This is a genomic window from Serratia surfactantfaciens (assembly GCF_001642805.2).
Classification (GTDB): Bacteria; Pseudomonadota; Gammaproteobacteria; order Enterobacterales; family Enterobacteriaceae; genus Serratia; species Serratia surfactantfaciens.
On sequence record NZ_CP016948.1, the window covers coordinates 1,096,107 to 1,110,489 of the forward strand.

The following is a 14,383-nucleotide window of genomic DNA, read 5'->3' on the forward strand; positions in this document are numbered from 1 at the left end:
CGTTTCTTCTCGGAACATTGGCCTACCGACCGGCCGCCGGCTTCGGGTAAAGTAACGGGGTAAAGGGTTGATTTGACCCGCACGGCGTCGCCCTGCGGTTAACGCATTTCATAAGGTATCTGGAATAATGAAAAAACTGTTAGTTGCCTGCTGTCTGCTTTCGGGATTCGCTTCTACCTCCGTGCTGGCCGACGCCGCACAGGATCTGCAAAGTCGCCTGGCGAAGGTGAACAGTTTCCACGCCAGCTTCTCGCAAACCGTAACCAGCGCCGACGGCGCCGCGGTGCAGCAGGGGGAAGGCGAGCTGTGGGTGAAGCGGCCGAACCTGTTCAACTGGCACATGACGTCGCCGGATGAGAGCGTGCTGGTCTCCGATGGCCAGACCCTGTGGTTCTACAACCCGTTCGTTGAGCAGGTCACGGCGACCTGGCTGAAAAACGCCACCGGCAATACGCCGTTCATGCTGATCACCCGCAATAATGCCAGCGACTGGAAACAGTACAACGTGAAGCAAAAGGGCGATGACTTCGAACTGACGCCGAAATCCGCCAGCGGCAATCTGAAGCAGTTCGCCATCAGCGTGACCAACAGCGGTACCATCCGTAGCTTCGCCGCAGTGGAGCAGGACGGCCAGCGCAGTTCCTACACGCTGAAAAGCCAGCAGAACGTCGCCGCCGATCCGGCCAAATTCAAATTTACCCCACCGAAGGGGGTGACGCTGGACGACCAGCGCCAGTGAGGTGCAAGTGAGTAATAATCTGTCGCTCGACTTTTCCCAGAACGAGTTCCAGCCGTTGGCCGCGCGCATGCGGCCGACCACGCTAGCGCAATACATCGGCCAGCAGCATCTGCTGGCCGCCGGCAAACCGCTGCCGCGCGCCATTGAGGCCGGGCAGCTGCACTCGATGATTTTATGGGGGCCGCCGGGCACCGGGAAGACGACGCTGGCAGAGCTGATCGGCCGCTACGGTCAGGCGGATGTCGAACGAATTTCTGCCGTGACCTCCGGCATCAAGGAGATCCGCGAGGCGATCGAACAGGCGCGGCAAAACCGCGACGCCGGCCGCCGCACCATCCTATTCGTCGACGAGGTGCACCGCTTCAACAAAAGCCAGCAGGACGCTTTCCTGCCGCACATTGAAGACGGCACCATCACCTTTATCGGTGCCACCACCGAGAATCCGTCGTTCGAGCTGAACTCGGCGCTGCTGTCCCGCGCCCGTGTCTATCTGTTGAAGGCGCTGACCGCCGAAGATATCGGCCAGGTGCTGGATCAGGCCATGAATGACAAGACGCGCGGCTTTGGCGGCCAGAATGTCGAGTTGCCGGCGGAAACGCGTCGCCTGCTGTCGGAGTTGGTGGGCGGCGATGCGCGCCGGGCGCTGAACAGCCTGGAAATGATGGCGGACATGGCGGAGTTAGACGCCAAGGGCGTGCGGGTGCTGACGCCGGACCTGCTGAAAGAGGTGTCGGGCGAGCGCAGCGCGCGCTTCGACAATAAGGGCGACCGTTATTACGATCTGATTTCCGCGCTGCATAAATCGGTGCGCGGTTCGGCGCCGGACGCCGCGCTGTATTGGTATGCGCGCATTATTACCGCCGGCGGCGACCCGCTTTACGTGGCGCGCCGTCTGTTGGCGATCGCCTCTGAAGACGTGGGCAACGCCGATCCGCGCGGCATGCAGGTGGCGATCGCCGCCTGGGATTGTTTTACCCGCGTGGGGCCGGCGGAAGGCGAGCGCGCCATCGCGCAGGCGATCGTCTATCTGGCCTGCGCACCGAAGAGCAACGCGGTTTACACCGCGTTCAAAGCCGCCATGCGCGATGCCAAAGAGCAGGCCGATTATGACGTGCCGGAACACCTGCGCAACGCGCCGACCAAGCTGATGAAGGAGATGGGGCTGGGGGCGGAATACCGTTACGCCCACGACGAACCCAACGCCTACGCCGCCGGCGAGAACTATTTCCCGCCTGAAATGGCCAAGACGCGCTACTATCAACCGACCTCGCGCGGGCTGGAAGGGAAAATCGGCGAAAAGTTGGCATGGCTGGCTGAGCAGGATCAAAATAGCCCGACAAAACGCTACCGCTAGCCTGGCCGTTGCGGTAAGGTTAGCGGGTATCACTCTTCTTTTATGCGGCTATAAATCAGCCGCATAGAACAACAACACTTCTTTCAATAACAACAAGCACAGGATTAGCATGCTCGATCCCAATCTGCTGCGTAATGAGCTAGACGCAGTCGCCGTCAAACTGGCTCGCCGAGGCTTTAAACTCGATCTGGATCTGCTGCGTTCGCAGGAAGAACGCCGCAAAGTTCTGCAGGTAGAAACTGAAACGCTGCAAGCGGAACGCAACTCCCGATCGAAATCCATCGGCGCGGCCAAAGCGCGTGGGGAAGACATCGAGCCGCTGCGTCGCGAAGTGAACGAGCTGGGTGACAAGCTGGATGCCGCCAAGGCGGAGCTGGATGCGCTGCAAAGCGAGATCCGCGATTACGCCCTGACGTTGCCTAACCTGCCGGACGACGCCGTGCCGGATGGTAAAGACGACAGCGAAAACCTGGAGGTCACCCGCTGGGGTGAACCGCGCCAGTACGACTTCGCGGTGCGCGATCACGTCGACCTGGGCGAAATGGCCGGCGGGCTGGATTTTGCCGCCGCGGTCAAGCTCACCGGTTCGCGCTTCGTGGTAATGAAGGGGCAAATCGCCCGCATGCACCGTGCGCTGTCCCAGTTCATGCTGGATCTGCACACCGAGCAGCACGGCTACCTGGAGGCCTACGTGCCTTACCTGGTTAACCACGCCACGCTGTACGGCACCGGCCAGCTGCCGAAGTTCGGCGAAGATCTGTTCCATACCCGTCCGCTGGAAGAAGAAGCCGACAGCAGCAACTACGCGCTGATCCCAACGGCGGAAGTGCCGCTGACCAACCTGGTGCGCGACGAGATCGTGGAAGAGGAGTCTCTGCCGCTGAAGATGACCGCGCACACGCCATGCTTCCGTGCAGAAGCCGGTTCTTACGGCCGCGACACCCGCGGTTTGATCCGCATGCACCAGTTCGACAAGGTCGAGATGGTGCAGATCGTTCGTCCGGAAGATTCGATGGACGCCCTGGAAGAGCTGACCGGCCACGCGGAAAAAGTGCTGCAACTGCTGAACCTGCCTTATCGTAAGGTGCTGCTGTGCACCGGCGACATGGGCTTCGGCGCGTGCAAGACCTACGATCTGGAAGTGTGGCTGCCGGCGCAGGATACCTACCGCGAGATCTCGTCCTGCTCCAACATGTGGGACTTCCAGGCGCGTCGCATGCAGGCGCGCTGCCGCAGCAAAGCCGACAAGAAACCGCGTCTGGTCCACACGCTGAACGGTTCCGGCCTGGCGGTTGGCCGTACCCTGGTGGCGGTGCTGGAGAACTACCAGCAGGCCGACGGCCGTATTCAGGTGCCTGAAGTGCTGCGCCCTTATATGGGTGGCCTGGAATATATCGGCTGAACAGCCAATCACTAGAAAAAAGCGCCTGCGGGCGCTTTTTTTATGTCGAGAATTCAGTCTGCCGCCAGCGCGTAAGCCTGTTTAATGTAGTCGGCCAGATGTTTGCTTTTCACCTCGGTGGGTGAGTGGAGCTTGATGTGCCGCCGATACTGACCGCTGCCTTCAAGTTGGTGATGGCGATCTGTCAATCGGTAGCCGTGGCCGAATTCCACCGTAACGTGGTTGCGATAGGCGAAAACGCCGCAGAAAAATTGGCGATGCGAGAACATGATGCCACCGTATTTGACCGATTCGGTGACGCCATCGCCGCTCGCGGCAGCGGCCCGGCGAACCTGTTGCACTATCTCCAGCAGCTCGCCGTGCGTGCTGCCGATGTCCGCCAGCAGGGCTGCGACCGCCGCATCATTTGCCTGACTCATCCTGTTTCCTTATCGTCAAATACGCACTGCGCTGAGCATAGCGCTTTTTCAGTCGGTTAACCGGAAACAAATCGTGCGGTGGAATGATAAGAGGCGATTGACTTTTTTATCGCCAGTGGCATGATGCGCGCACTCTCATTGCGCGTTCGGTCACAATTTCACTATGTCCGCATACTCCCGCCCGGTGCTGTTATTGCTCTGCGGCCTCTTGCTGCTCACGGTATCCATTGCCGTTTTGAATACGCTCGTGCCCCTTTGGTTAACCCATGCTCAGTTGTCGACCTGGCAAGTGGGAATGGTCAGCTCTTCTTATTTCAGCGGCAACCTGTTGGGCACGCTGGTGGCGGGCAAACTGATCCAACGCGTCGGCTTCACCCGCAGCTATCACCTTTCTTGTCTGGTATTCGCCGCCGCGACCGCCGGTATGGTGCTGTCGATCGATTTCTGGAGTTGGCTGGGTTGGCGCTTCTTCGCCGGCGTCGGCTGCGCCTGGATTTGGGTGATCGTAGAGAGCGCGCTGTTGCGCAGCGGCAACCTGAGCAACCGCGGCCAGCTGCTGGCGGCCTATATGATCGTCTATTACCTCGGAACGGTGACCGGCCAATTGCTGTTGAGCATGACCTCGACCGAATTGCTGCACGTGGTGCCGTGGGTGACCGCCATTGTGATCAGCGCCATGCTGCCGATGCTGTTCGCGCGGGTCAACCGTCATGAAGATGAGCCGCAGCAGGCGGCGGTGTGGTCGATGCTGAGACGCCGTAGCGCGCGCCTTGGCATCAACGGCTGCATCATCTCCGGCATTGTGCTCGGTTCGCTGTACGGCCTGATGCCACTGTACCTCTCTCATCAGGGCATGAGCGACGCCAACGTCGGTTACTGGATGGCGCTGCTGGTCAGCTCCGGCATCGTCGGCCAATGGCCGGTTGGACGCCTGGCCGATCGTTACGGGCGTCTGCTGGTGCTGCGCATTCAGGTGTTCGTGGTGATCCTCGCCAGCGTGGCGATGCTCGGCAACTATGCCATGGCGCCTTCGCTGTTCATCCTCGGTTGCGCCGGCTTTACCCTGTATCCGGTAGCGATGTCCTGGGCCTGTGAGAAGGCGATGCCACACGAGCTGGTGGCGATGAACCAGGCGCTGTTGATGAGCTACACCATCGGCAGCCTGCTGGGCCCATCGATGACGGCGCTGCTGATGCAAAACTACTCCGACCGCGTGCTGTTCGTGATGATTGCCGCCGTGGCGCTGGTTTATCTGCTGATGCTGCTGAAAAAGCAGAAACCGGATCACCACCACACGCCGTTCGCCGCCGCCTGAGCATAAAAAAACCGGCCATGAGCCGGTTTTTTCTTGTGGCGTGCGCCAATCAGTAGATCACTTTGTGGCCGTAGCTTTCCAGGATGCCTTTGACGCGATCCATGGTCTCGGCTTTTGGCGGATGCACGCCGTCCAGCTTGTACTCTTCCCCCATCGCCACCCATTTGTGCTTGCCCAGCTCGTGGTAGGGCAGCAGCTCGATTTTCTCGATGTTGGCCATGTCCTTGGTGAACTCGCCCAGCAGATGCGCCGACTTATCGTCGTCTGACCAACCCGGCACCACCACGTAGCGGATCCAGGTGCGCTGGTTGCGTTTCGCCAGGTAGCGGGCGAATTCCAGCGTGCGGTGATTGGAGACGCCAACCAGGTTCTGGTGGATCTCGTCGTTCATCTGTTTCAGGTCCAGCATCACCAGATCGGTGGTATCCAGCAGCTCGTCGATCACCGGATCGTAGCGGCGCACGAAACCGTTGGTATCCAGGCAGGTATTGATGCCTTCGGCATGGCAGGCGCGGAACCAGTCGCGCACGAATTCAGCCTGCAGAATCGCTTCGCCGCCGGATGCGGTCACGCCGCCGCCGGAGGCATTCATGAAGTGGCGATAGGCCACCGCGTCTTTCATCAGCTCTTCGACGGTCACTTCTTTGCCGCCGTGGGTGTCCCAGGTATCGCGGTTATGGCAATAGAGGCAGCGCATCAGGCAGCCCTGGAAGAAGACGATAAAGCGGATCCCGGGCCCATCGACGGTGCCGCAGGATTCGAAGGAGTGGATGCGACCAGTTACTGACATTGCGGGGTTTTCTCCAATATTGACTGTCAAACGCAGTCTAAAAATAGGCGCGTGGCCGCCGGCCAGGTATCTGCGATGCAGCGGCGGGATGAGCCCGCCACCGGGGGTAATGATGCCTGTCGGCCGGTCAGTTGCCGGATAACTGTTTTGCCGGCTATCCATTCAGTATAGATGTCCGGCAAAACAGACTCGCACAGAGTCAGGGGAGAGCGGTGGGAGAAAAGGGCCGGAAGAACCGGCCCGACGTTGCTACCGGGCGGTTTCCCGCCCGGCTGGCGCATTACATCGTTTGAGTGAAGGTACGAGTAATGACGTCCTGCTGTTGCTCTTTGGTCAGCGAGTTGAAGCGCACGGCGTAACCGGAGACGCGGATGGTCAGCTGAGGGTATTTCTCAGGGTTTTCCATCGCATCCAGCAGCATTTCGCGGTTCATCACGTTGACGTTCAGGTGCTGGCCGCCTTCGATGGAGGCTTCATGGTGGAAGTAACCATCCATCAGGCCAGCCAGGTTGGCTTTACGCACGTCGTCGTCTTTACCCAGCGCGTTAGGCACGATGGAGAAGGTGTAGGAGATCCCGTCTTTCGCGTAGGCAAACGGCAGTTTGGCTACCGAGGTCAGGGAGGCTACTGCGCCTTTCTGGTCGCGGCCGTGCATCGGGTTGGCACCTGGGCCGAATGGTGCGCCAGCGCGGCGGCCATCCGGGGTGTTACCGGTTTTCTTACCGTATACCACGTTGGAGGTGATGGTCAGTACGGACTGAGTCGGTACCGCGTGGCGGTAGGTGCGCAGTTTCTGAATTTTCTTCATGAAACGCTCAACCAGGTCGCAGGCGATGTCATCGACGCGGGCGTCGTTGTTACCGAACTGCGGATACTCGCCTTCCACTTTGAAGTCGATAGCCAGGCCGTCTTCGTCGCGAATGGTGGTGACTTTCGCGTACTTGATGGCGGACAGGGAGTCGGCCGCAACGGACAGACCGGCGATGCCGCAAGCCATGGTGCGATAAACGTCACGGTCATGCAGCGCCATCAGCGCAGCTTCGTAGCTGTACTTGTCGTGCATGTAGTGAATGATGTTCAGCGCGGTCACATACTGCTTGGCCAGCCAATCCATAAAGTGGTCCATGCGGGCCATGACTTTGTCATAGTCCAGCACTTCGTCCATCATTGGCGCTTCTTTCGGGCCGACCTGCATTTTCAGTTTTTCGTCAACGCCGCCGTTGATGGCGTACAGCATGGTTTTCGCCAGGTTGGCGCGGGCGCCGAAGAACTGCATTTGTTTGCCGACGATCATCGGGCTGACGCAGCAAGCGATGGCGTAGTCATCGTTGTTGAAGTCAGGGCGCATCAAGTCGTCGTTTTCGTACTGTACGGAAGAGGTGTCGATGGACACTTTCGCCGCGAATTTCTTGAAGTTCAGCGGCAGCTTCTCAGACCACAGGATGGTCATGTTCGGTTCCGGAGACGGCCCCATGGTGTACAGGGTGTTCAGGAAACGGAAGCTGTTTTTGGTGACCAGGGTACGGCCGTCGACGCCCATACCGGCCAGGGACTCAGTCGCCCAGATTGGGTCGCCGGAGAATAGCTCATCGTACTCAGGGGTACGCAGGAAGCGCACCATACGCAGTTTCATCACCAGGTGGTCGATCAGTTCCTGCGCTTGTTCTTCGGTCAGTTTGCCCGCCTTGATGTCGCGCTCGATGAACACGTCGAGGAAGGTGGACACGCGGCCGAAGGACATGGCAGCGCCGTTCTGGGATTTCACTGCGGCCAGGTAGCCGAAGTAGGTCCACTGCACCGCTTCTTGCGCGCTGGTGGCCGGGCCGGAGATGTCGTAACCGTATTTGGCGGCCATCTCTTTGATTTGAGCCAGAGCGCGATGCTGTTCAGCGATCTCTTCGCGCAGCTGGATGGTCATTTCCAGGTCTTCGCCGTTTTCCAGTTTTTCCTGCAGCGATTTGAACTGGTTCAGCTTGTCGGCCATCAGGAAGTCGATACCGTACAGCGCCACGCGGCGGTAGTCGCCGATGATGCGGCCGCGGCCGTAGGCGTCTGGCAGACCGGTCAGCACGCCGGATTTACGGCAGTTCAGGATGTCTTTGGTGTAAACGTCGAATACGCCCTGGTTGTGGGTTTTGCGGTATTCGGTGAACACTTTTTTCAGCTGCGGATCCAGTTCGCGGCCGTACACTTTGCACGAACCTTCGACCATTTTGATACCGCCGAACGGGATCAGCGCGCGTTTCAGAGGGGCGTCGGTCTGCAGACCCACGATGGTTTCCAGCTCTTTGGCGATGTAACCCGCGTCGTGAGAAACGATGGTTGAAGCAACGTTGGTGTCGAAATCAACCGGCGCGTGAGTGCGGTTTTCCAGTTTGATCCCTTCCATAACCTTGTCCCACAAGGTGGTGGTGGCTTGAGTAGCGCCAGCCAGGAAGGATTCGTCACCCTCATAAGGCGTGTAGTTTTTCTGGATGAAGTCACGAACGTTGACTTCATTCTGCCAGTCACCCTTGCTGAAACCTTCCCAAGCGTTGGCTAATTTCTCGTTAAGTTCGGTCATTGTACACCTACCTTTGATTGTGGATTTCTAACTCTGCGCGCGGTAACTCACAGCTTAGTGCTGCTCGCGGCCCCCGCGCAGATAAATTACCCAGTAAGTCAACCCAACCAGCAGACCGCCGCCGATGATGTTACCGATGGTGACCGGAATCAGGTTGTCGATGATGAAGTTGCTTACTGTCAGATGAGCGAATTGCTCAGGTACCGCCCCTACGGCTTGCCAGAATTCTGGCGTGGCGAAGTGTTTGACCACGATGCCCATAGGGATCATAAACATGTTGGCGATGCTGTGTTCGAAGCCGCTGGCGACAAACATACCGACCGGCAGCACCATGGCGAGCATCTTGTCGGTCAGGGTGCGGCCGGAGTAGCTCATCCAGACCGCCAGGCAGACCATCAGGTTGGCCAGAATGCCGAGGCATACGGCTTCGATGAAGGTGTGATGCAGCTTATGGTCTGCGGTTTGCAGGACATTCAGGCCCCACTGGCCGTTGGCGACCATATACTCGCCGGAGAACCAAATCAGCGCCACGAAGAACAGCGCGCCGACCAGGTTGCCGAGATAAACGTTCAGCCAGTTGGTGCCCAGCTGGCCCCAGCTGATGCGGCCGCTGGCCTTGGCGATGACGATAAGTACGGTAGAGGTGAACAGGTCGGCGCCCGACACCACCACCAGCATTAACCCGAGAGAGAAGCAGATGCCGCCGACCAGTTTCGCCAGCCCGAAAGGCACGCCGGCGGTGCCGGTAGTCGCCGTGATGTAGAAGACGAAGGCGATGGAAATGAAGACACCAGCGGTGATCGCCAAATAAAACGTTTTCAGCGGATGTTTGGTGGCTTTATACACGCCGGCATCCTCAGCGATTTTCGCCGTTGCCGCAGGTAAAATCAGATCGAAGGGGCTGTCAGTTTTCAAACTAACTCTCGCTCTTAAGGGTTAAAACAACGCAATGAGATACTAGCAAAGCAGTATAGGGGAAAATTTGATTTGGATCATAAGGCGGGGAAGTAGAGCGGCAAAATGACGTGTTTTTTGTGTGGTTTTTGTGGTTAATTAATTGATTTTTAAGAAAAAACAATTTTTTAATGTTTGCAAATTTTTTTGAATAAGCAGGGTGGGCCGCAGGCGCTAAAGTTAAATTTTTAGACGTTTTGTCGCTGTTCGTCGCTGAAAGTTTAATTATCGGTTAATTATTATTTCACCGTCCGGCAACAATCGCCGGTTTATTTCTTTTTATGGCCGTTTAACCGCCTGCTTCCCAGCTGGAAAATAAGTCAGAATACGTTGAAATAACGCGCAAAAATAAAAACGCCGCAACGGAGTGCGGCGTTCAGCAACAGGGGTACTCCCAAAGTGGCAGCCCCCGATGGCATTAGGCCTTGGCCCAGTGGCGACGTTTGGCCGCTTGCAGCTTCTCGTAGGCCGCCAGCAGCGCCTGGTGGGCCGGCAACGCTTTCAGATCGGCATCGACGGCGAACAGCCCGTTGAAGCGCTCTTCACCGCTGATGGCGGCGGAGGCTGCGTCAACCGCTTCCTGGCCGTACATCTTCACGAACGCGGTATAGTACTGCGCCGCTTCGCGCTCAGGCTCCTGCGCCAGCAGCAGCAGCGTTTGCAGGCAGCGGTAGTAGTTGCTGCGCGCCGGGCTCAGCACCGAGGCGTTGAAGTCCTGCGTCCATTCGGTCCAGATCAGCGCCTGATCCAGATCGCCGCCCGCCAGCGCCAGCATCGACTTCAGCTCGCCGATGCGCAGGGTATGCCAGGCGTTGTCTTTGCCGCTGGCAATACCCAGCAGTTCGCGCACGCGGGTGAAATCGTCCAACCCTTCGTCGTCCAGCTGTTCGATCAGCGCCAGGTATTCTTCCGGTTCCCACTCGCTGCCCGGCAACGCCAGCAGGGTGTCGCGCAGGTGCGCGCCCATGCTGTTGTTGGCCAGCAGCAGGTCTTCCGCCGGATAAATGTCGGACATGCCCGGTACGATGATGCGGCAAGCGTAGACGCCCAGATGCTCGTAGTCGGCGATGTACACTTCCGCGTCTTCTTTGTCGAAGATGCTCATCAGGGTGGCGAACTCTTCCTGCGTGCTGCCGCTGAAGCTCCAGTCAACGAACGGATAATCCGCGTCCTGCTTGAACAGATCCCAGGAGATCAGGCCGCTGGAATCGATGAAGTGCGTTTCCAGGTTGGTGTGCTCCGCCACTTCTTCGTCATCGAAGGTTGGCGCGGTGAACACGTCGAGATCTTTCAGGCTGCGGCCCTGCAGCAGTTCGGTCACCGTGCGCTCCAGCGCTACGCCGAAGTCCGGGTGCGCGCCGAACGAGGCGAAGCAGGTGCCGTTAGTCGGGTTGAACAGCACCACGCAGATCACCGGGTAGTTGCCGCCCAGCGACGCGTCGTAGGAGAGGATCGGGAAACCTTCCTCTTCCAGCTTGGCGATGGCTTCCACCACGCCCGGGTAGCGGTTCAACACCTCGTCCGGGATCGCCGGCAGGCTGATGGATTCGGCGATGATGCGGTTTTTCACATAGCGCTCGAACACTTCCGACAGACCCTGCACGCGCGCTTCATTAGCGGTGTTGCCGGCGGACATGCCGTTGGACACATACAGGTTGCCGATGATGTTCATCGGGATATACACGGTTTGCTGGTCAGACTGACGGGTAAACGGCAGCGCACACACGCCGCGATCGGCATTGCCGGATTGCAGATCGACAAGATCGCTGGCGCTCAGCTCTTGCTGCGGATCATAGAAGGCGTGCAGACGCTCGTCGAGCAGGCCGGCCGGCAGCGTATCGTCTGCCGGGATCGGGAACCATTTCTCATTCGGATAGTGCACGAAGTCGCCTTCGGCGATCTGCCGGCCCAGGTAGAAATCGGCGAAGAAGTAGTTGGTGGAAAGGCGCTCGAAATATTCACCCAGCGCCGAGGCCAGCGCGGCTTTTTTGCTGGCGCCTTTGCCGTTGGTGAAGCACAGCGGGCAATCGCGATCGCGAATGTGCACCGACCATACGTGCGGCACCGGGTTCAGCCAGGAGGCTTCTTCGATGTTGAAACCGAGATCGCTCAGTTTCTGCTGGAAACGGGCGATGGAGTCTTCCAGGGCGGCGTCTTTACCGGGGATAAAAGTTTGCGTCATTGTCTTCACTTTTTGCGCGTACTAAAAACGCGCAATGATACGGGGTTTTACGCCGGAGCTCCACGTATTCCTAAAGCGGCGGCAAAGTCACAGTTTTTTTAAGGATAAAGGCCATAATTCAGCGAGTTATCTGTCAAGGAGAAATCTAATGAAATCAGTGAAACTCAGCGTGTTAACCCTCTTGTTGACCGGCGTCAGCGCCTCGGCGCTGGCGCTGCCCAACATCACCCTGCTGGCGACCGGCGGCACCATCGCCGGCGGCGGCGACTCGGCGACCAAGTCCAACTATACTTCGGGCAAATTGGGTGTCGAGGCACTGGTCGATGCGGTCCCGGCGCTGAAGGACATCGCCAACGTGCAGGGGGAGCAGGTGGTGAACATCGGCTCGCAGGACATGAACGATCAGGTCTGGCTGACGCTGGCGAAGAAGATCGACGCCGACTGCGGCAAAACCGATGGCTTTGTCATCACCCACGGCACCGATACGCTGGAAGAGACGGCCTATTTTCTCGACCTGACGGTGAAGTGCGACAAGCCGGTGGTGCTGGTCGGGGCGATGCGGCCGGCGACGGCGATGAGCGCCGATGGTCCATTCAACCTGTATAACGCGGTGGTGACGGCGGCGGATCCGCAATCGGCCAATCGCGGGGTGCTGGTGGCGATGAACGACAGCGTGCTGGACGCACGCGACGTCACCAAAACCAACACCACCGCGGTGCAGACCTTCCAGTCGCCGAACTTCGGCCCGCTGGGGTATATCCACAACGGCAAGGTCGATTACCAGCGCTCGCCGCAGCGCAAACACACCCGCGATACGCCGTTCGACGTCAGCAAGCTGAACGAACTGCCGAAGGTCGGCATCGTCTACAACTACGCCAACGCTTCCGATGCGCCGGCCAAGGCGCTGATCGCCGAAGGCTACCAGGGCATCGTCAGCGCGGGGGTCGGCAACGGCAACCTGTATAAAACGGTGTTCGACACCCTGGCGACGGCGGCGCACAACGGCGTGGCGGTGGTGCGTTCTTCGCGCGTGCCGACCGGCGCCACCACCGAGGACGCGGAAGTGGACGACGCCAAGTACGGCTTCGTCGCGGCCGGCACGCTGAATCCGCAAAAAGCGCGCATTCTGCTGCAGCTGGCGTTGACGCAAACCAAAGACGCGAAGCAGATCCAGCAAATGTTCAATCAGTACTGATCGTTTTCTCTCCTGCGGGCGCCGGCCGGGCTCCCGCAGCCATCTCGGCTGAATACAGCATAAAACACCGCGTTAACCCGCTGAATTTCCCCATGTCGCAGGGTTTTATCGTCCAAACAATCGCGACGGCCGCAGAGCCTGTCATCACCCGGTGCGGCCGTTTGCCGCCGACGGGCGAATAAGCGTTGCAGCCATGGGGCGTGAGTGATAAAACCGAAGGGTTGGTTAACGCGAGCGTTAACTTCGGGCGTCTTTTCGACAGGTCGCTTTTCTGCGGCGAACAGTGAATGTGGTGAGGGGAAATGACTCAGGTTTATAATTTTAGCTCTGGCCCGGCGATGCTGCCGGTGGAAGTGTTGCGTCGTGCGGAACAGGAACTGTGCAACTGGCACGGTCTGGGAACGTCAGTGATGGAGATCAGTCACCGCAGCAAAGAATTCATCGCCGTTGCCGAGCAGGCGGAACAGGATCTGCGCGATCTGCTGAAAATCCCCTCCAACTATAAAGTGCTGTTTTGCCACGGCGGCGCCCGCGGTCAATTCGCCGCGCTGCCGCTGAACCTGTTGGGCGACAAGACCACCGCCGACTATATCGACGGCGGCTATTGGGCGCATAGCGCCATCAAGGAAGCGGAAAAGTATTGCACCCCGAACGTCATCGACGTGAAAACCCGCATCGACGGCCTGAGCGGCATCAAGCCGATGAAAGAGTGGCAGCTCAGCGCCGACGCCGCCTATGTGCACTATTGCCCGAATGAGACCATCGACGGCGTGGCCATCGATGAAACGCCGGACTTCGGCGACAAAGTGGTGATTGGCGATTACTCCTCGACCATCCTGTCCCGCCCGCTCGACGTCAGCCGTTTCGGCGTGATTTACGCCGGCGCGCAGAAAAATATCGGCCCTGCCGGCCTGACGCTGGTAATCGTGCGCGACGATCTGCTGGGCAAGGCGCGCAAAGAAGTGCCGTCAATCCTCGATTACACCGTGTTGGCCGAGAACGATTCGATGTTCAACACGCCGCCGACCTTCGCCTGGTATCTGTCCGGGCTGGTGTTCAAATGGTTGAAAGAGCAGGGCGGCCTGGTGGAGATGCAGAAACGCAATCAGGCCAAGGCCGAGCTGCTGTATGCGACCATCGATAAATCCGACTTCTACCGCAGCCAGGTGGCGATCGCCAACCGTTCGTGGATGAACGTGCCGTTCCAGCTGGCCGATGCTGCGCTTGACAAAGTGTTCCTCAGCGAAGCCGAAGCCATCGGCCTGCAGGCGCTGAAAGGCCATCGGGTGGTTGGCGGCATGCGCGCTTCTATTTACAATGCCATGCCGCTGGCCGGCGTGCAGGCGCTGACCGACTTTATGGCCGACTTCGAACGTCGTCACGGTTGATCCCGGCAGCTCGCCAGGTGCGGGCTGCTCAGGCTGTTGTCCTTTTGCATTAAAGCGGCTCCGGCATTATCCCGGAGCCGTT

The 14,383-nt window shown here is 58.9% G+C and carries 11 protein-coding genes; 6 read left to right on the top strand and 5 right to left on the bottom strand.

The window, feature by feature from the left end; genetic code table 11:
* Positions 1–127: 127 nt before the first annotated feature.
* The 3 genes from lolA to serS all read left to right on the top strand — a co-directional run bounded on the left by lolA (position 128) and on the right by serS (position 3,495).
* Positions 128–739 carry an outer membrane lipoprotein periplasmic chaperone LolA gene (gene lolA / locus ATE40_RS05185; RefSeq protein ID WP_019454555.1) on the top strand — a complete coding sequence of 204 codons (612 nt, stop codon included), beginning with the start codon at positions 128–130 and terminating at the stop codon, positions 737–739.
* Positions 740–806: 67 nt separating this feature from the next.
* Positions 807–2,093 carry a replication-associated recombination protein A gene (locus tag ATE40_RS05190; RefSeq protein ID WP_063919597.1) on the top strand — a complete coding sequence of 429 codons (1,287 nt, stop codon included), beginning with the start codon at positions 807–809 and terminating at the stop codon, positions 2,091–2,093.
* Positions 2,094–2,202: 109 nt separating this feature from the next.
* On the top strand, positions 2,203–3,495 hold the full coding sequence (serS, locus tag ATE40_RS05195; protein ID WP_019454553.1) for a serine--tRNA ligase: 1,293 nt from the start codon (positions 2,203–2,205) through the stop codon (positions 3,493–3,495).
* A gap of 53 nt (positions 3,496–3,548) precedes the next feature.
* On the opposite strand, the gene ATE40_RS05200 is transcribed toward serS, so the two are convergent.
* Positions 3,549–3,914: a DUF1801 domain-containing protein gene (locus ATE40_RS05200; protein ID WP_063919122.1), complete on the bottom strand. Its 366-nt coding sequence runs from the start codon at positions 3,912–3,914 to the stop codon at positions 3,549–3,551.
* A gap of 163 nt (positions 3,915–4,077) precedes the next feature.
* Between ATE40_RS05200 and ATE40_RS05205 the strand changes: the two genes are divergently transcribed.
* On the top strand, positions 4,078–5,229 hold the full coding sequence (locus ATE40_RS05205) for an MFS transporter (protein ID WP_025159681.1): 1,152 nt from the start codon (positions 4,078–4,080) through the stop codon (positions 5,227–5,229).
* 49 nt (positions 5,230–5,278) lie between these two features.
* On the opposite strand, the gene pflA is transcribed toward ATE40_RS05205, so the two are convergent.
* The 4 genes from pflA to ycaO form a co-directional block, all read right to left on the bottom strand.
* A complete protein-coding gene (pflA, locus tag ATE40_RS05210; RefSeq protein ID WP_063919123.1) occupies positions 5,279–6,019 on the bottom strand; it encodes a pyruvate formate lyase 1-activating protein in 741 nt (246 codons plus the stop codon).
* Between the two features lie 280 nt (positions 6,020–6,299).
* On the bottom strand, positions 6,300–8,582 hold the full coding sequence (gene pflB / locus ATE40_RS05215; protein WP_019454549.1) for a formate C-acetyltransferase: 2,283 nt from the start codon (positions 8,580–8,582) through the stop codon (positions 6,300–6,302).
* Positions 8,583–8,636: 54 nt separating this feature from the next.
* Positions 8,637–9,497, bottom strand: coding sequence for a formate transporter FocA (gene focA, locus ATE40_RS05220; RefSeq protein ID WP_063919124.1), 861 nt, complete (start codon positions 9,495–9,497; stop codon positions 8,637–8,639).
* 457 nt (positions 9,498–9,954) lie between these two features.
* The gene (gene ycaO / locus ATE40_RS05225) at positions 9,955–11,718 is read right to left on the bottom strand and encodes a 30S ribosomal protein S12 methylthiotransferase accessory factor YcaO (RefSeq protein ID WP_063919125.1); all 1,764 of its coding nucleotides are present in this window, start codon (positions 11,716–11,718) and stop codon (positions 9,955–9,957) included.
* Positions 11,719–11,866: 148 nt separating this feature from the next.
* On the opposite strand from ycaO, the gene ansB reads away from it, so the two are divergent.
* Both ansB and serC read left to right on the top strand, forming a co-directional pair.
* A complete protein-coding gene (gene ansB / locus ATE40_RS05230) occupies positions 11,867–12,913 on the top strand; it encodes an L-asparaginase 2 (protein WP_063919126.1) in 1,047 nt (348 codons plus the stop codon).
* Between the two features lie 302 nt (positions 12,914–13,215).
* Positions 13,216–14,301 carry a 3-phosphoserine/phosphohydroxythreonine transaminase gene (gene serC / locus ATE40_RS05235; protein ID WP_063919127.1) on the top strand — a complete coding sequence of 362 codons (1,086 nt, stop codon included), beginning with the start codon at positions 13,216–13,218 and terminating at the stop codon, positions 14,299–14,301.
* The last annotated feature ends 82 nt before the right edge of the window (positions 14,302–14,383 follow it).